The 17,830-nt window shown below is 73.5% G+C and carries 14 protein-coding genes; 6 read left to right on the top strand and 8 right to left on the bottom strand.

Annotated features, from left to right (window positions below):
- Both AB0K00_RS47810 and pepN read left to right on the top strand, forming a co-directional pair.
- The coding region (locus tag AB0K00_RS47810) for a GNAT family N-acetyltransferase (RefSeq protein WP_363536499.1) at positions 1–637 on the top strand (637 nt) is incomplete at its 5' end.
- A 38-nt stretch (positions 638–675) separates the two neighbouring features.
- Positions 676–3,102: an aminopeptidase N gene (gene pepN, locus AB0K00_RS47805; protein ID WP_363536496.1), complete on the top strand. Its 2,427-nt coding sequence runs from the start codon at positions 676–678 to the stop codon at positions 3,100–3,102.
- A 7-nt stretch (positions 3,103–3,109) separates the two neighbouring features.
- On the opposite strand, the gene AB0K00_RS47800 is transcribed toward pepN, so the two are convergent.
- Positions 3,110–3,745 (bottom strand): DUF1707 domain-containing protein, encoded by a 636-nt coding sequence (locus tag AB0K00_RS47800; protein WP_363536493.1) that lies wholly within the window; start codon positions 3,743–3,745, stop codon positions 3,110–3,112.
- 68 nt (positions 3,746–3,813) lie between these two features.
- Here AB0K00_RS47800 and AB0K00_RS47795 point away from each other — a divergent pair, with 68 nt between their 5' ends.
- A complete protein-coding gene (locus AB0K00_RS47795) occupies positions 3,814–4,716 on the top strand; it encodes an MBL fold metallo-hydrolase (RefSeq protein ID WP_363536490.1) in 903 nt (300 codons plus the stop codon).
- On the opposite strand, the gene AB0K00_RS47790 is transcribed toward AB0K00_RS47795, so the two are convergent.
- Positions 4,717–5,184, bottom strand: a complete 468-nt coding sequence (locus tag AB0K00_RS47790; RefSeq protein ID WP_363536487.1) for an Lrp/AsnC family transcriptional regulator — start codon at positions 5,182–5,184, stop codon at positions 4,717–4,719.
- A 71-nt stretch (positions 5,185–5,255) separates the two neighbouring features.
- Here AB0K00_RS47790 and AB0K00_RS47785 point away from each other — a divergent pair, with 71 nt between their 5' ends.
- The gene (locus tag AB0K00_RS47785) at positions 5,256–6,308 is read left to right on the top strand and encodes a Glu/Leu/Phe/Val dehydrogenase dimerization domain-containing protein (RefSeq protein ID WP_363536484.1); all 1,053 of its coding nucleotides are present in this window, start codon (positions 5,256–5,258) and stop codon (positions 6,306–6,308) included.
- Positions 6,309–6,422: 114 nt separating this feature from the next.
- Positions 6,423–9,287: an Hsp70 family protein gene (locus tag AB0K00_RS47780; protein ID WP_363536481.1), complete on the top strand. Its 2,865-nt coding sequence runs from the start codon at positions 6,423–6,425 to the stop codon at positions 9,285–9,287.
- A gap of 32 nt (positions 9,288–9,319) precedes the next feature.
- Here the strand turns inward: AB0K00_RS47780 and AB0K00_RS47775 are convergent, their stop codons facing one another.
- From AB0K00_RS47775 to AB0K00_RS47755, 5 genes are all read right to left on the bottom strand, one after another.
- Complete coding sequence (locus tag AB0K00_RS47775) at positions 9,320–9,925, bottom strand: response regulator transcription factor (protein ID WP_363536478.1); 606 nt, start codon at positions 9,923–9,925, stop codon at positions 9,320–9,322.
- Positions 9,922–11,106: a histidine kinase gene (locus AB0K00_RS47770; RefSeq protein ID WP_363536475.1), complete on the bottom strand. Its 1,185-nt coding sequence runs from the start codon at positions 11,104–11,106 to the stop codon at positions 9,922–9,924. The genes AB0K00_RS47775 and AB0K00_RS47770 overlap by 4 nt, the downstream gene beginning before the upstream one ends.
- A gap of 100 nt (positions 11,107–11,206) precedes the next feature.
- A complete protein-coding gene (locus AB0K00_RS47765) occupies positions 11,207–11,965 on the bottom strand; it encodes an ABC transporter permease (RefSeq protein ID WP_363536472.1) in 759 nt (252 codons plus the stop codon).
- Positions 11,962–12,867 (bottom strand): ABC transporter ATP-binding protein, encoded by a 906-nt coding sequence (locus AB0K00_RS47760; protein WP_363536469.1) that lies wholly within the window; start codon positions 12,865–12,867, stop codon positions 11,962–11,964. The genes AB0K00_RS47765 and AB0K00_RS47760 overlap by 4 nt, the downstream gene beginning before the upstream one ends.
- On the bottom strand, positions 12,864–14,033 hold the full coding sequence (locus tag AB0K00_RS47755) for a hydrolase (protein ID WP_363536466.1): 1,170 nt from the start codon (positions 14,031–14,033) through the stop codon (positions 12,864–12,866). The genes AB0K00_RS47760 and AB0K00_RS47755 overlap by 4 nt, the downstream gene beginning before the upstream one ends.
- A gap of 197 nt (positions 14,034–14,230) precedes the next feature.
- On the opposite strand from AB0K00_RS47755, the gene AB0K00_RS47750 reads away from it, so the two are divergent.
- On the top strand, positions 14,231–16,450 hold the full coding sequence (locus AB0K00_RS47750; protein ID WP_363536463.1) for an EAL domain-containing protein: 2,220 nt from the start codon (positions 14,231–14,233) through the stop codon (positions 16,448–16,450).
- 5 nt (positions 16,451–16,455) lie between these two features.
- Here the strand turns inward: AB0K00_RS47750 and AB0K00_RS47745 are convergent, their stop codons facing one another.
- On the bottom strand, positions 16,456–17,769 hold the full coding sequence (locus AB0K00_RS47745) for a chitosanase (RefSeq protein WP_363536460.1): 1,314 nt from the start codon (positions 17,767–17,769) through the stop codon (positions 16,456–16,458).
- Between the last annotated feature and the right edge of the window lie 61 nt (positions 17,770–17,830).

Raw genomic sequence — 17,830 nt, 5'->3', positions numbered from 1 at the left:
GCTCGCCCGGGTGCGCACCGACACCGGCGGCGTCCCGCTGCGCACCACGGTCCTCGACGGCGACGACGAGCTCCCGCACGGGGAGGTGCTGCTGCGCCTGGAGCTGCACGAGCAGCCGCTCACCGAGGCCGTCCTGCGCCGCTGCCGGGACCTGACCGCGGCGGCGCCACCCGGCTACGACGTCGTCCCGTGGCACGGCGCCGCACCGGAGGCCCTGGCCGCGTCGCTGGGCCAGGTGCTCGGCCACGTCCTGGACGCACCGGGTGCCGACTTGCAGCTCGCCCCGCGCGCCTGGGACGCCGCCGCGGTCCGCCGCTGGGAACAGGCCATGACCGCCGGCGGCGACGACCTCCTCGTCTGCGCCGCCGTCGACGGCGGCACGGTCGTCGCGGCCACCGTGCTCACCACCGCCGGCGGGCCGGTCGCGGAGCAGCACGACACCGCGGTCCTGCCCGGCGCCCGCCGGCTCGGCCTGGCCCGCCTGGTCAAGGCCGCCAACACCCTGGCCCTGCACCGCCTGCACCCGCAGACCCGCGCGGTGGCGGTCACCGTCAACGAGACCAACCTGCCGATGCTCGCCGTGAACCGCGCCGTCGGGTACACCTGGCGCCGCACCCGCCTGCTCGTCCAGCTATGAGGCCGTCCCGGACCGTGCACACGCCTTAGGATCGCGGGATGACGAACCGGAGCCTGACGCAGGTCGAAGCCGAGCACCGGGCCGCGCTGCTGGCCGTCGAGCTGTATGCCGTCGAGATCGACTTCACCGACCTGCCGACCGGCCCGCGGGTGCGGTGCGTCTCGGAGGTGACGTTCACGTGCCGGGAGCCGGGCGCGGACAGCTTCATCGACTGCGCCGCCGAGGTCGTCGGCGCCGTGCTCAACGGTGTCGCGCTGCCGCCCGCGCAGGACGGCCGGATCCCGCTGCCCGGCCTGCGGGCGCGCAACCACCTGCGGGTCGAGACCGTGCAGGCGGAGACCCGCGACGGCGAGGGCGTGCACAAGGCCGTCGACCCCGCCGACGGCGAGGTCTACGTGTGGACGTCGTTCGAGCCGGACGAGGCCCACCACGTGTGGGCGTGCTTCGACCAGCCCGACCTGAAGGCCCCGCACGAGTTCACGGTGCTCGCACCCGCGCACTGGACCGTCGTCAGCAACAGCGGCGACCCCGTCGTCCAGGCCGCTGGGGAGGCGCGCCGGTGGCAGTTCCCCGCGACGCCGCCGCTGTCGGTCTACAACACGGTCGTCAACGCCGGGCCGTTCCACGAGGTCCGCCGCGAGGTCGACGGGCACGAGCTGGGGCTGCTGGCCCGCCGGTCCCTCGCGCCGGTGCTGGACCGCGACGCCGAGGAGCTGTTCACCCTGACCCGGCAGGGGCTCGCGTTCTTCGCCGAGGTGTTCCGGATGCCGTTCCCGCAGCGGCGGTACGACCAGGTGTTCGTCGGCGAGTTCGGCGGTGCGATGGAGAACTACGGCTGCGTCACGTGGTCCGACACCGTGCTGTTCCGCTCGACACCGACCCCGGCGGAGCGGGAGCTGCGGGCGAAGATCCTGCTGCACGAGATGGCGCACATGTGGTTCGGCAACATCGTCACGATGCGCTGGTGGGACGACCTGTGGCTGAACGAGGCGTTCGCCGAGTTCGCCTGCAACTGGGCGGCGGAGCGGGCGACCGTGTTCACCGACGCGTGGGCGGGGCACCTGGCCGGCGGGAAGCTCGCGGCGTACCTCGCCGACCAGGGCCCGGCCACCCACCCGATCCGGCAGCCGATCCACGACGTCGCGCAGGCCATGTCCATCTTCGACGCGATCACCTACCCGAAGGGCGCGTCGGTGCTGCACCAGCTGATGCGCTACGTCGGCGAGGCGGACTTCGCCGCCGGCATGGCCACCTACTTCGAGCGGTTCGCGTGGGGCAGCACGACCCTGCAGGACCTCATCGACGTGCTCGCCGCCAGCAGCGGCCGGGACCTCGATGAGTGGCGGACGGGCTGGCTGGAGACCGCCGGGACCGACCGGATCACGCTGCGCCGCGACGGCGACCGGCTGGTGCTGGACGCCCGGGGGCCGGACGGCCCGCCGCGGCCGCAGGTCCTCGCGGTCGGCGCCTACCGCGCGGACGGCGACCTGCTGCACCGCATCGACCTTGTCCAGGTCGAGCTCGCCGGTCCCGTCACGCCGGTGGACCTGCCCGCCGGCGCGGACCTGTACCTGGTCAACGACGAGGACCTCACGTTCGCCACGACCCGGCCCGAGGTCCGCGGCACCCTGGTCGCGACGGCCGCGGCGCTGCCGACCGCCATCTCGCGGGGCGTGGCCGTGGCCACCGTGTGGGACATGCTGCTCGCCGGCGAGGCGAGCGCGGCGGAGACGGTGCGTTGCCTGACCGGGGTCCTCGGCGTCGAGACGTCGGGGTCGGTGATCGAGCCGTACCTCACCCTCGCCGCGGACGCGGCCGAGCTGTGGTCCCCCGACGCGGACCGGCCCGAGCTGCTCGCCGCGGTCGCCGCGACCTGCCGGAAACTGGCCGAGGACGCCGGCCTGCGCCAGGTCGTCCTGCGCACCCTCGCCCGCACCGCGGCGGACCTCGACGAGGTCGCGTGGCTGCAGGCGCAGGCCGGCGACGACGTCGACCTGCGCTGGCGGGCCCTGGCCCGCAAGGCCGAGCTCGGCGGCACCGTCGACGCCGAGATCGACGCGCTGCTCGGCGTCGACCCGGACCCCGACGCGTGGGTCCGCGCGACGGCGGTGCGGGCGGCCTCGCCGGATCCGGCCGTCAAGGAGGCCGTGTGGCAGACGCTGGTGGTCGACCGTTCGGTGCCGATCGGCGAGGTCAAGCACGTCACGGCGACGTTCTGGCGGCCCGGCCAGGACGAGGTGCTCGCCCCCTACGCGGAGCGCTACCTGGAGCTGGCGCCGCAGCTGCACCGCGGCGGGATGACCCCGGCGATGGCGTTCGCGAACCGGCTGTTCCCCATCTACGCCGTCGACGAGACCTACCTGGGCCGCGCCGAGGCGGTGGCGGTCGACGCGGCACCGGTCGTCGGCAAGTACATGACGGAACGCATCGACGTGGTGCGCCGCATGCTGCGCGCCCGGGTCTGAACGGGCGTCAGTCCTCGTCCTTGTACTTGTCCTTGCGCTTGTCCTTGGAGCGGCGTTCCTTGCGGCGGACGGTGACGCCGCCCCAGAACGCGAAACCGGTGACGACGATGCGGGGCGCGCCGTGCCGGCCCGCCGTGGCCGCGCCATGGTCGAAGCCGCCCATGATGCCCATGCCGCTCACGTCGACCTCGGCGTCGTCGGGGACGATCACGTCGACGCCGCCCATCACCGCGAACGCCCGGATCTTCAGGTCACCGTAGAGGAACCGGGCGTCGCGCAGGTCGATCGTGCCGCCGCCCCAGAACGCCAGGCAGGTGAACAGCCGCGGCGGGACCCAGGCGCCCCGGCGGTGGAACCCGCTCATGACCGCGATCGCCCCACTGTGCTCCGCGACCTCACCGGGCCTCGGCGGGACCCCGTCGAGGGCCACCGGCGTCGTCGAGGGCGTCGGCAGGTCCACCAGCAGCGGCTCCAGGTCCGCATAGGTGCGGGACGCGTAGACGGCGCGCAGCCGCTCGTCGAGCTCACCGAGGTCGAGCCGGCCCTCGGCGGCACTGGTGCGCAGGACCTCCGCGACCCGCTCCCGGTCCGCGTCGGAGGCGCGCAACTGCCGGCGGTCCACCCGCTCCGGAAGGTCACTCATGGGTGCAGCCTAATCGAGTTGCCGCCGCCGGTACCGTCGACATTGGACACCGACCGGAGGGGACCGTCATGGCGCACGCCGACCTGCTCGAACGCGGGCATCCCTTCCGCCAGTGGAAGTCATGGCCGATCCCCGGCGCCGGTGTCACGATGAGCGGCTACTCCCGGTCCAACGACAAGACGTTCTTCCTGCTGCCGCAGCTGCGGGCGGGCATCGACTGCGGGCTCGTCGAGGGCTGGCAGCCCGACACGGTGTTCCTGACCCACACGCACCTGGATCACAGCAAGGACCTGGACTACGTCGCGGTCAAGGAGACCGGCGTCGACATCTACCTGCCGGCCGCGGCGGTGCCGTTCGCGCAGGGCTACATCCAGGCGACCAGCGCCCTGAACCACAACACGCCCTACGACCCGGCGCTGGCGCCCGCCGCCCGGCTGCACGGCGTCCGCGGCGGCGACGAGTTCGCCCTCGGCAAGCGTGGCGCGCACCGGGTCCGGGTCGTCGACTGCGAGCACAAGGTCCCGTGTGTCGGCTTCGCGTTCTCGTCGGTGAAGCGGGCGATCAAGCCGGAGTTCGAGGCGTTGAAGGCCGACGGCCGGCTCCTCGCCGCGAAGCGCCGCGAGGGCGTCGAGATCGACCACGAGGTGGCCACGCCGCTGTTCGCGTTCCTCGGCGACACCCGGCCCGACGTCTTCACCCGCTCGCCGTGGCTGCTGGACTACCCGGTCGTCGTCACCGAGTGCACGTTCCTCGACGACGACCAGCTGGAGCGGGCCCGCCGCATCGGCCACACCGTGTGGAGCGAGCTGCGCCCGATCGTCGAGGCCAACCCGGCGACCACGTTCGTGCTGACCCACTTCAGCCTGCGCCACTCCGACCCGGAGATCGTCGCGTTCTTCGACAAGCAGGGCCTGGACAACGTGGTGGCCTGGGCCCACCCGGCGCCGTTGCTGCCGGAGTCCTACCAGTAGTCACTGGTCCAGTGGCTGCACGACCTGGTTGCGGGCGTGCTGGTAGATGATGGAGCTGCGGAACCCGACGATCTCCCGCCGCTTCGTGAACTTGTCCATCAGCAGCGCGTGCAGGGCGTCGACGCTCGGCACCGCCACGTGCACGAGGAAGTCGTCGCCGCCGGCCACCACGAACACCGACAGCACCTCCGGCAGCGTGGTCACATGCGCCTTGAAGCCCTCGATCACCTGCCGGCTCAGCGGCCGGATCTGCACGTGGAGGAACGCCTGCACGTGCCGGTTGAGCGCCGGCAGGCTCACCTCGGCGTGAAACCCGGTGATGACCCCGCGCTCGCGCAACGCCCGCACCCGCTCCAGGCACGTCGACGGCGCGATGCCGACCGCCGCGGCCAGCTCCCGGTTGGTCTGCCGGGCGTCCTGCTGCAACAACTCCACGATCGCCGAATCAAGTTCGTCCACGGTCACCATTCTGCCCTCTGCTCCGAACTTCGTTCGGTTCGATGGCTTCCTGTCCGGCCGTTGTACTACCGTCCGGCACCATGTTCGAACATGAGCAGGTCGTCATCCGCGCCGGCGCCCGCAGCGGGCTGCCCGTCATCATCGCGCTGCACTCCACCGCCCTCGGCCCCGCGCTCGGCGGCTGCCGGCTCGCCGTCTATCCACACTGGACGGACGGGCTGACCGACGCGCTGCGGCTGTCGGCCGCGATGACCGTCAAGTGCGCCGTCGCCGGCCTGCCCAACGGCGGCGGCAAGACGGTCGTGCCCCTGCCCGCCGGCGCCGGCTTCGACCGGCGGGCCGTGCTGCTGGACGTCGGCGACGCCATCGAGGACCTGGCCGGCCGGTACGGCACCGGCCCCGACGTCGGCACCGGCCCCGACGACATGCTCGTCATCGGCTCGCGCACCCGCCACGTGGCCTGCCGCCCCGTGTCCGCCGGCGGCAGCGGCGACTCCTCGACCCACACCGCCGCCGGCGTGCTCGCGGCGCTGCACGCCCTGTGCGCGTCGGTGTTCGGCTCCCCCGACCTCGCCGGCCGCCGGTTCGCGGTCGTCGGCCTCGGCCGGGTCGGCGCCGACGTCGCCCGCCGCCTGTCCGCGGCCGGCGCCACGCTGCTGCTCAGCGACGTCGACCCCGGCCGGCAGGCCCTGGCCGCAACGCTCGGCGCAACGCTGGTGCCGGCGGAGGCCGCCCTGCGGTCGGACGTCGACGTCCTCGTGCCGGCCGCGCTCGGCGGGGTCCTCACCCCTGACACCGTGCCGTTACTGCGCTGCCGGGCGATCGCCGGCCCCGCCAACAACCAGCTCGACGCCGACAGCACCGCGGACCTGCTGCACGCCCGCGGCATCGCCTGGGTCCCCGACCACGTCGCCAGCGCCGGCGGCGTCGCCTACGCCGCCTCCGTCGAGCTGCACGGCTCGTCCCCGGCCGAGGCGGCGGCCCGCGTCGAGGCGATCGGCACGACGGTCGCTGCGCTGCTGGACACCGCCTCCCGCACCGGCGTCACCCCCCTCGCCGCCGCCCACGACCTGGCCGCCCGCCGCCTGCGAGCAGGTGCACCCGCCCACTTCTCCTCGAACCCCGGTATGTGAAGCTCGACCAGACAATTGACGCGGTGCACGAGGTCGTCGACGTTCATCTCCACCGCCCCGATGTTGCCAGCGCGTCGGCGGTGTGTGGTCGGCACGGGTGCATACAGTGCTGAGGTGCGTCCGGCCGGTTACCAGCTCGGGATCGACTTCGGCACGTCCAACACGGTGGCGATGCTCGCCAGGCCGGACGGGCGGGTCAGGCCGCTGCTGTTCGGGGTGTCGCCGCTGCTGAGCTCCGGGGTGTTCGCCGCGGCCGACGGCGCCCTGCTGACCGGCGTCGACGGTGAGCACGCGGCGGTGTCCGCGCCGGCCGGGTGGGAGCCGAACCCGAAGCAGTGCGTCGACCACGGCACGGTGTGGCTGGCGGAGCGCTCCGTGCCGGTCGTCGACCTGATCGCCGCGGTGCTGCGGACCGTGGCGGACGAGGCGGCCAGGGTCGCCGGCGGGCCACCGGACGCGGTCGTGCTGACCCACCCGAGCGCCTGGGGCAACGTGCGGTGCGGCATCCTGGTCGCGGCCGCCGAACAGGCCGGGCTGACCGGGGTGCGCCTGGTGGCCGAGCCGGTCGCGGCCGCGGCGTACTTCGTCACCGTCCTGGGCGAGCGGCTCCCCGACGGCCACTGCCTCGTCGTGTACGACCTGGGCGCCGGCACCTTCGACGCCAGTGTGGTCCGCCGGGTGGGCGACAGCTTCACCGTCCTCGCGGGCGACGGCCTGCTCGACGCCGGTGGCCTGTACCTGGACGCCGCCGTCATCGCACACGCCCGGGCGCAGACCGGTGCCGCCGAGGCGTGGGCCCGGCTCGACAACCCGGTGACGCCGGCCGATCGCCGGGCCCGCCACCAGCTGTTCCTCGGCGCCCGCGGGGTCAAGGAGCAGCTGTCCCGGCGCCCGGCCGCCGACCTGCACGTGCCCCTCGCCGACGCCGAGGTGCGGGTCGGGCGGGAGGAGTTCGAACGGCTCGCCCGGCCGCTGCTGGACCGCGCCACGGATCTGACGGTGGCGATGCTGCGCAGCACCAGGGTGCCGGCCGACGAGGTCGCAGGAGTGTTTCTGGTCGGGGGTTCTTCGCGGGTACCCCTCGCGGCGACGCTGCTGCACCGGGCCTTGCGGGTCGCGCCGTTCACACTGGACCACCCGGAGCTCGTCGTCGCCGAGGGCGCCCTGCACATCGCGACCACCGCCCCGCCCACTGCCGCGTTCACAGCACCACCCGCCGCTGTGTTCACAGCACCACCCGCCGCTGCGTTCGCGGCGCCGGCGCCGCCCGTCGCCGCGTCGCCCGTCGCCGCGCCCGCCGCGTCGCCCGTCGATGCGTTCGCGGCGCCGCCGGTTGGTGCGTTTGTGGCGTCGCCTGTCGCCTCGCCCGTCGATGCGTTCGCGGCGCCGCCGGTTGGTGCGTCCTCGGGGGCGTCCGTCGCGGAGGCGGCGGGGGCCGATGCGGCGACCTGGGTGTTCGAGCCCGGCGGCGGCCCGGTCATCGGCATCGACTTCGGCACCAGCGCCTGCAGCGTCGCGGTCCTGGACGGGCACGGCGACGTCGTCGTCATCCCCAACGCCGAGGGCGCGCTGCTCACCCCGTGCGTCGTCGCCATCACCGCCGACGGTGCGACCCTCGTCGGCGCCGCGGCGGAGCGGCAGGGCGCGGCGAACCCCCGGTACACAGTGCGCTCGATGCAACGCAGGCTCGGCACCGGCTGGGCGGTCACCCGCGGCGGCGTGCGCCGCACCGCAGAGGACCTCGCCGGGCTGCTCCTGGCCCGGCTGCGCGCCGACGCCGAATCCCACCTCGGCCGGCCGGTCCAGGCGGCGGTCATCACCGTGCCGGCGAGCTTCGACCGCGCCCGGCGCGCGGCCCTCGCGGCGGCCGCCGAACGCGTCGCGCTCCCCGTGCTCCGCGTCATCACCGCACCGACCGCCGTGTCCCTCGCGTACGCACGGACCGGCCCGGACGACACGCTCGCCCTGGTGTACGACCTCGGCGGCGGCTCCCTCGACGTGAGCCTGGTCGAGGTCAGCGACGGCGTCGTCGAGGTCAAGGCCACCGCCGGCGACCTCGGCGTGGGCGGCGACGACTGGGACCTGCGCCTGGCCGACGACCTGCGTCGCCGCCTGCTGGACCGCTACGGCGTCGAGGCCGCCCACGACCCGGCCGCGCTGCAGCGGGTCATCGCGGCGGCCGAGGCGGGCAAGGTCCAGCTGTCGTCGGCGACGAGCGCGGAGGTCTGGCTGCCATACCTCGCCACCACCGCCGACGGCCCGGTCCACCTGCAGGAGACCGTCACCCGCGCCGAGTTCGAGGCGATGACCCGCACCCTGCTGGATCGCTGCCGCCGCCCGGTCACCCAGGTCCTGGCCGACGCGGGCGTCGAGGCCGCCGCCCTCGACCAGGTCCTGCTCACCGGCGGCGGCACCCGCATGCCGGCCGTCGAACCGCTGCTCCGCTCCCTGACCGGCGCGACCGTGCCGTTCCGCCGCCTCGATCCGGCGAGCGCCGTGACCGGCGCGGCCGTCCAGGCCGGCCTGCTCACCGGCACGGTCACGGACCTGCTGCTGCTCGACGTCGTGCCGATGTCCCTGGGCGTCGAGACCGCCGACGGCGGCGTGCTGCGTCTCATCGACCGCAACACCACCATCCCGACCCTGCGCCGCCACCTGTTCACCACGACCGCCACGGACCAGCCGTCGCTCCGCTTCCGGGTCGTGGAGGGCGAACACCCGACGGCCGCGGCCAATCACCTCCTGGCCGTCGTCGACCTCACCGGTCTTCCGCCGGGCCCACCGCGCCTCGAGGTCCTCTTCGACATCGACGCCAACGGCATCCTCACGGTGACGGTCACCGACCTCGCCACCGGCCGCTCCCGCACCGTCACCGTCGACCGCGCGTCGATCTCGGCCGCCACGTCAGCAGAGCCCACCGGCCACGGGACGCCCGCCCTCCCGACCGCCGCACCCGATCACGAACAGCCCAGCGCCTGACGCCGCGCCACGGTCGAGTGATCACCTGCTGTTCAGATCCAGCCGCGGGTGCGGGCGATGCGGGCGGCCTCGTGGCGGTTGGCGGCGCCGGTCTTGCCGACGGCTGAGGAGAGGTAGTTGCGCACGGTGCCGGGTGAGAGGGCGGCGCGGCGGGCGATCTCCTCGACGGGGGCGCCATGGGCGGCGAGGTCGAGCACGTCGGCCTCGCGGGCGGTCAGCGGGCTGTCGCCGGCGCTGATCGCCTCGGCGGCCAGTTGCGGGTCGACGTAGCGGCCGCCGGCGTGCACGGTGCGTACGACGGTGGCGAGGACCTCGGCGGAGACGGTCTTGGCGAGGAAGCCGCGGACACCGCCGGTGAGGGCGCGTTTCAGGTGGCCGGGGAGGCCGTGGCTGGTGACGATCATCGTGCGGCAGCTGGGCAGTTCGGCGTGCAGGGTGGTGGCGACGGTGACGCCGTCGAGGTCGGGCAGTTGCAGGTCGAGGACGGCGACGTCGGGGCGCAGGGCGCGGGCGAGGCTGAGGGCCTCGGCGCCGGTGGCGGCCTGGGCGACGACCTCGAGGTCGTCCTCGAGGCCGAGCAGGGCGGCGATGGCGCCGCGGATCAGGTGCTCGTCGTCGGCGAGGAGAATGCGGATCACGCCGCCACCGCCGGCGCGGCGACCGGCACGGGCAGCTCGACGGACAGCTGGAAGCCGTCGGGTGGGGTACGCGCGGCGCTCACCACCCCGCCCAGGGCGGTGATGCGTTCGGTCAGCCCGATCAGGCCGCCGCCGAACACGACCGCCTGCGCGGCGGCGGGGACCCCGTTGTTGGTCATGGTGAGCGTCACGCCGGCAGGCTGAGAGCGCAGGGTGACGACGCAGCTGCGGGCCTCGCTGTGGCGCAGGAGGTTGGTGATGCCTTCGCGGACGACCCAGCCGAGCGTGCTCTGCAGCTGGGGTGGCAGGGCCCCGCCGTCGCCGATGACGCGGCACTGGATGCCGGCGGAGGCGAGCAGGGCGCGGGCGCCGGCGAGCTCGACGTCCAGGTCCGCGGCGCGGTACCCGCCGACGACGGCGCGCAGTTCGGTCAGGGAGTCCTGGGCGATGCGGCGGACCTCGAGCATCTCCTCGACCGCCTCCTCCCGGCCGCGGCGGGCCAGCTGCGCGGCGAGCTCGGCCTTCAGCGCGACCACCGACAGGGTACGGCCGACGACGTCGTGCAGGTCCCGGGCGAAGCGGAGGCGTTCCTCGGCGACGGCGAGGCCGGCCTGGACGTGCCGGGCCCGCTCCAGTTCGCGGACCACGCCGAGCATCCACAGCAGCACCCGGTACGCGCCCACGACGGACGTGAGCAGGAACGCGAGCGCGAGCGCGGCCGCGCCGTCGGTGGTGAGGGCGTTGACGGTGCAGCTGGCGAGCACGACGGCAAGGGTGGCCCTGGGCCGGACCGCGGCGCACAGCGCGGACACGTACGTGATGGCCAGCATGATGAAGATGGCGGTGGCCGGCCCGTCGGGCTGCTCGGGGGTGGGGTGCGGGTAGGCCGCGAACGCGGCGGCGGTGCCGGCAGCGGTCAGTGCGCCGCCGGTGAGGATCAGGGCCGTCGGCCGGGCCCGCAGCCCCAGGTACGCATTGATGCCCGCCCGGACCAGCAGCAGGCACACGACGGTGAGCACCACGAACCCCGCCACCACGACGGCGAGCCCGAGTCGGGTCACCTCCAGCTGGACGAGGAACCCGACGAGCAGCGGCGACAGCGCGATCTGGCTGTAGAAGGAGCCCCGCACGTACCACTCAAAGCGCGTCGCCTGCCCGCGCCGCCGCCACCAGCCGATCAACTCGCACACCCTCCCCGAAGCCGAAGCCGAGGCCGAAGCCGAAGCCGAAGCCGAGGCCAAAGCCGAAGCCGAGCAGCGCCGGTGCCGGGGCCGGGGCTGTTCACCGCCGTGGCTCCCAGCGGAACCAGCGTCGCACGGCGAGCCAGCCGAGCACGATCCACACCGCCAGCAGCCCCGCCGGCGCGGCCGCCTCGCCGAGCAGGCCCAGCGCGCCCTGCCCAGGTGCGCCGAGCCAGCCGAGCCGCACCAGCTCCAGCGTCGGGCCCAACGGCAGCAACCGTAGCGTCCCGGCGACCGCGGGCGGCAGCGCGTCCGCCGGCACGGCGAAGTCGGCGCCGACGAAGCCCAGGAACAGCACGGGCAGGGTGGTGATCTGGGCCAGTTCCACGGTGCGGGTGAACCCAGCGCTGACCGCGGCGAGCAGCACGAACACGACCGTGCCACCGAGGACGCCGATGAGCATGACGGCCGCGTTCGCCGGTACCGGCAAGCCTGCGAACACGGAGCCCGCGACGACGAACAGCACCATCTGCCCGAGCGCGACGACGGCCGCGGGGCCGGCGGTGCCGATGAGGATCTCGGTGTCGGTGAGGACGCCGACCCGCAGGCGTTTGAGCACCAGGTCCTCGCGGCGGGCGACGTACGCGCTGACGAGGGTGTAGTAGAGCACGCCGAGCAGCGTGAACCCGAGCATCCCGGTGACCAGCCGGGCGGTGGCGTCCGGGTCGTCGAGGTCGGCCAGCCCGGCCCCGAGCAGCCCGATGATGAGCAGCGGCAGCAGGACCGCGTTGAACGCGGCGGTGCGGTTGCGGGCGAGCAGCAGCAACTCGGCCCGCCCCACCGCGGCGAGGCGCCTCACGATGTTCCCCCGGCGATCGACAGGAACGCCTCGTCGAGGGAGGCGGACCTGGCATCCAGGCCGTTGAGCGCGATGTCCTGCGCCGCGGCCCAGCCCAGCAGCGTGGTGAGCGCCTCCTGCAGCCCCGTCGTGTGCACGGTGACCCTCCCGTCGTGTTCGCTGTACGCGCCGACGACGTCCGGCAGCGCGTCGATGGTGAGGCCTGGCGGCAGGTCGAAGGCGATCCTGGCCGGGAACCCGGCGACGACCTCGGCGACGGACCCGGTCGCGACCACCCGGCCGCCGTGCAGGATCGCGACCCGGTCCGCGAGCTCCTGCGCCTCCTGCAGATAGTGCGTACTGAGCAGGATCGTCACCCCGTCCGTGAGCAGCCGGCGCAGCAGCCGCCAGGTGTCGTGCCGGCTCTGCGGGTCCAGGCCGGTGGTCGGCTCGTCGAGGATGAGCAGGTCGGGGCGGCCGATGACGGCGGCGGCGAGGTCGAGGCGGCGCCGTTCGCCGCCGGACAGCTGCCGGATCCGCACCGCGGCCCGGTGGGTGAGGTCGACAAGGTCCAGGGTCTCGGCGACCGGCCGGGCGGCACGGGCCGGCAGCGTCCCGGCCCACATCCGCAGCGCCTCGGCCGGGGTCAGGTCGGGCGGGAAGCCACCCTCCTGGAGCATCACGCCGGTGCGGGGCCGCACCTGGGCGCGGTCACGGACCGGGTCGTGGCCGAGGACCCGCACGGTGCCGGCGGTCGGCCGGTCCAGGCCCTCGACGAGCTCGAGCGTCGAGGTCTTGCCGGCACCGTTCGTGCCGAGCAGCGCGAACAGCTCACCGCGCTCGACGTCGAAGGAGACGTCGCGGACCGCGTCGAACGTGCCGTAGCGGCGGCGCAGGCCGTACACCTGGATCGCCGGCGTCACGGGAGGAACCGCATCTCGGGATACGCCGTGGAGGGGCCGTCGAGCAGGGTGCCGCGACGCCCGCCCAGATACCGGTCGGCGAACGCGAGCAGGTAGGCGCGCTGCACCCGCACCGACCGGCCGCCCTCGATCGTGCCGAGGCTCTCGACGAGGTCCGCGGGCGGGATCCCGGCCTGCGGCAGCAGCACCTGGTAGTCGGTGAAGGACATGTGACCGGAGTCGCGCAGCTCCAGCTGGTGGCGGGGGCCGCGCAGGACGCCCCAGAACGCGACCCACGTCTCGTCGGCGTCGCCGTGCCCGTCGGATCCCATGAGCAGGAACGGCCGGTCCAGCCCGGCGGTCAGGACCCGGCCGGACATGCTGCCGTCCAGGTTCGCGCCGGCCTTGACGCGACGGTCCACGAGCATGGTCTCCGCCGCGGTGGCGCCGCCGAGGGAGTGCCCGACCATCCCGATCCGGCGCTGGTCCATCGACTGCCACAGGCCGTTCGGCAGCGTACGGTGCGGGGCGGCGAGCCAGTCCAGGACGAAGCGGGTGTCGGCGACCCGGGCGGCGAGCGCCTTGGCGATGAGCCGCTCCTCCTCCCCCGGTTCGCCGGTCGGCGGTGGCACGGCGCTGGTCGCGACCCGGCCGCCGGGGAACTCCACGAGCGGCGAGTCGTGGGTGTGGTCGATGGTGACGACGATGTACCCGTGGCTGGCGAGCTCCTCGACGAGCGCGGTACTGGCGGTGCGTTCGACGCCGAACCCCGGCGAGTAGAGCACGACGGGCCGGTGCCCGGGCGCGGCGGGCGCTCCGGTGTGGGCGTGGGTGAGAGGCAGCACGACCCCGGAGCCGGCCGGGTTGATGAGCGCGGCGAGCGCCGGCGACACCCACGGCGCCCGCGGGAACCGCCGCACGTCGCGGGCCGGGTACCAGACCTGGATCATCAGCTCCCGAACGGTCTCCTCGGGGACCCAGGGGTCGGGGCGGGACCGGTCGACGAGGTGCAGCGCGACGGTGCCGATGCGGTGCGGCCCGGTCGGCTCCGGCAGCACCAGCCGCACGGTGCCCGCGGCCCGCAGCGCCGGCACGTCCGAGGCGACCGCGGTCCCGGGCAGCGCCGCCACCACCAGCGCCAGCGCCGCCACCACCGCCACCGCCGGCAGGATGCGTGAATGTCTCATATGGACAGTCTTCGCGGCCCGGTGGTCGCGCCGTAGTGCCGCCGCGCACCGCTTCCGGTGCACCGTTCACGGCGCACCGGTGACAAATGTCAGACGGCGCCGAGGGGCGAAGTCGCGGTCTGCTCCCGTTCCGCACCCCGGGCAGGGGCGGATCGGCTCAGGAAGTCACGGGCGGCACCGATCAACGGACCATGTCGGTGAACGCGCTGGAAGACCACGAGGGCGATTACCGTGCCCGCCAGATCAGGCTGGGCACGTGGATCGCCGTCGGGGTGATCCTCATCGGCGCGGTCCGGGTGCACCTGGACTGGCAGGGTGGCCCGCTGCTCGTGGCGTTGATGGCGGGTGCCGCGGTGGTGCAGGGCGCCATGGCGTTGCTGCCCTGGCCCCGGCTGGTGTTCAAGCCGTGGCTGCAGCGGGTGCTCGCCGTCTGGTGGGCGGCGAACCTGGCGGTGCTGCTGGCCTTCACCGCCTATGACGCCGCCGCGCTCGCCATCTACCCCGCCGGCGTGACGCTGATCCTGGCCTCGACGGCGGCGCTCGCCTCCGAACGGGCCGTCATCGGCATCGGTGCGGCGTCCCTGGTCGGGTATGTGTCGCTGGTCCTCACCCGGGACCGGCCCGTCACCGGCACCCTCGCGGCGCTGACGCTGGCGCTGATGGCCGGCGTCATGTGGTTCTGCGCGCGGACCGCCAGCAACCGCCGGCGCCTCGACACGGCCCGGCTCAGCGCGGAGCGGCGGATCGAGGCGCTGCTGGAGAACTCCTCCGACGCGGTCATCGCCGTGCAGCCCGGCGGCGGCGTCACGTACTGCAGCCCGTCGATGCGCACTGTCCTCGGGTACGAACAGGCGTTCGTCACCAGCGACCTGCTCACCGACATCACCCACCCGGACTTCCTGCCCACGGCGGCGGAGTGGTGGTTGAGCGTCATCAACGGCGCTCCCGGCACCTCCGCCCGGGTCGAGTCGCGGGTCCGCCGCGCCGACGGCGCCTGGATCTACACCGACGTGATCGGCACGAACCGCCTCGACGACCCGTCCCTGCAGGCGGCGGTCATCAGCATCAGGGACATCACCGAACGCAAGGAGCTCGAGGAGGAGCTGACCCGGCAGGCGTTCGCGGACTCGCTGACCGGCATGCCGAACCGGGCGCTGTTCCGGGACCGGCTCGAGCACGCGATCGCCCGCAACCGCCGCGGCGGCGGGCGGATCACGCTGCTGCTGGTGGATCTCGACGACTTCAAGCTCGTCAATGACAGCCTGGGCCACACCGCCGGCGACCAGCTCATCGCGACCACGGCGCTGCGGCTGCACCAGCAGCTGCGGGCCGCGGACACCCTGGCCCGCCTGGGCGGCGACGAGTTCGCGATCCTCGTCGAGGACGTGACCGAGGTCGAGGCGATGGACCTCGGCGACCGGCTCCTGGCCGCGATCCGCCGCCCGCTGCGCCTCGGCAACCGCGAGGTCGTCTGCTCGGCGAGCATCGGCGTGGCGACCGCGAAGGCCGGCGACGGCGACGACGGTCCCGACCCGGGTGAGCTGCTGCGCAACGCGGACCTCGCGATGTACGCGGCGAAGGCGGCCGGCCGGGACCGGTTCGCGCTGTTCGACCCGGCGATGTACGCCGACATCCTGCGCGAGGCCGACGACCGCGCCGAGCTGGAGCAGGCCCTGGCCAACGACGAGTTCGTGGTCCACTACCAGCCGATCGTGGACCTGCCGACCAGCCGGCTGATCGGCGTCGAGGCCCTCGTGCGCTGGGAGCACCCGGTGCGCGGGATGGTCGGACCCAACGCGTTCATCCCGCTGGCGGAGTCGACCGGGCTGATCGTGCCGCTGGGCCGGTGGGTGCTGCGGCAGGCGTGCCAGCAGCTGGCGCAGTGGTGCGCGGACTTCCCCGACACCGAGAAGATCCGCATGAACGTGAACCTGTCGGCGCGGCAGTTCCAGCACGAGGGCCTGGTCGAGGAGGTCGGGCAGATCCTCGCGGAGACCGGCATCAACCCGCACCAGGTGGTCCTCGAGATCACCGAGTCACTGCTGATGCAGGACACCGACTCGACGATCGAGACGCTCGGGCGGCTCAAGGAGCTGGGGGTACGCCTCGCCATCGACGACTTCGGCACGGGTTACTCGTCGCTGTCCTACCTGAAGCGGTTCCCGGTCGACATCCTGAAGATCGACCGGTCGTTCGTGGACGGCATCGACACCGAGCACGGCGACGCGACGCTCGCCGAGGCCGTCGTGCAGCTCGGCCGAGCGCTGCAGCTGCAGACCGTCGCGGAGGGCATCGAGACGCAGGAGCAGTGGTCGACGCTGCAGGACCTGGGCTGCGAGTTCGGGCAGGGCTACCTGTTCGCGCGGCCGGGCGCCGCCGATGCGATCTCCACGATCCTCGGCGACGCCCAGCACTAAACTTATTAGGCGGGGATGTTGAACGGGTCCCCGTACACCTTCCAGCTCAGCGGCGGGTTGAGGTCGAAGTTGCGGTTGTTCAGGAACACCCGCTGCTCCGTGTCGACGCGGCTGGTGTCACTGTGCGCCTCTTCGGTCTTCATCGCCGCGACCCGCGCGTCGAGGAAGGCGTTGAGGTAGGTGAACTCGTCGCCGCCCTGTGCGGGGGTGCGGGCCTTCGCCATCGCGGCCCGGCGGATGCCGCCGAAGCTGACGGCGCTGTTGCCGGGGCCGTGCATGACGATCGCGTCGTAGTAGGCGAACTGGCCGAGCGCCCGCAGCCCGTCGGCCTTCGCCTGCTGCACGGACGGGTTGAAGTAGACCCGGTCACGCTCGTCGTTCTGGGCGGTCTGGAACGCCGGGTCGGCGGCCGCGGTCTTCCAGTCCTTGGTGAAATTCGGGTCGAGCCCGGCGTGGGAGTCGGTGCCGTCGACGTTGCGCAGCGCCGGCAGGTACTTCGCCAGCACGTTGCCCGGGACCCGCTGGGCGTAGAGCTCGACGAGCTCGAGCATGTCGCCGGTGCCGGAGCAGAAGCCGATGATCCCGGCGGTGTACCCGCGGCCGTCGCCGATGTCCTCGATGTACTTGTACTGCGCCTTCCAGTCCAGCGACGAGTTCTCCGCGCTGGACACCAGCTGCATCGCGATGTCCTTCTTGCGCGGGTCGGTGAGGTCCTTCCCGGCGCTCGGACTGGTGCTGGGGCTGCTGCTCGGGGTCCTCGACGGCGACGGGCTCGCGGACGGGCTCTTCGACGCGGAGGCGGACACGCTCGGGGACGGCGTGGTGCCGTCGGTGCCGTACACCTTGAACTCCCACAGCGAGTAGCCGTAGGTCGTGCCACGGGCGGTGCCCAGCACACGGACGTAGCGGCCGGTGCCGTTGAGCCCCGTGAGGTCGTCGGTGGCCCCGTTGCCGGTGGTGGTGCTGAAGATGTTGGTCCAGGCGCTGCCGTCGGCCGACGTCTGGATCTGGTACGACTTGCCGTACGCGGCCTCCCAGTTGAGGTTCACGTGCGTGACGGTCTTCGTGGCCCCGAGGTCGACCCGGATCCACTGCGGGTCGACGCCCTCCGCGCTGGCCCAGCGGGTGCCGGTGTTGCCGTCCACGGCGTTGCCGGGGCCGAGCGAGGACAGCTCGTTCGACGACGAGGTGGCCGGTTTACCCTGCGAGAGCAGGGTCTCCGCGGCCGCCTCCGCACCGTAGGTGGTGACGGCGACCGTCACCCCGCCGACGAGCACGACCGCGGCACCGATGCCGACCAGCCTGCCGGGAATCTTCACGAGGCGCCTCCTCCTAAATAGATAGGTAACTTACCTGACAGATCCTCTGATTCGGATACTT

This window comes from Dactylosporangium sp. NPDC049525, assembly GCF_040676755.1.
In the GTDB taxonomy this organism is placed as follows: Bacteria; Actinomycetota; Actinomycetes; order Mycobacteriales; family Micromonosporaceae; genus Dactylosporangium.
Note: the sequence above shows the minus strand (reverse complement) of the source record. Positions and strands in the feature narration are given on the sequence as shown.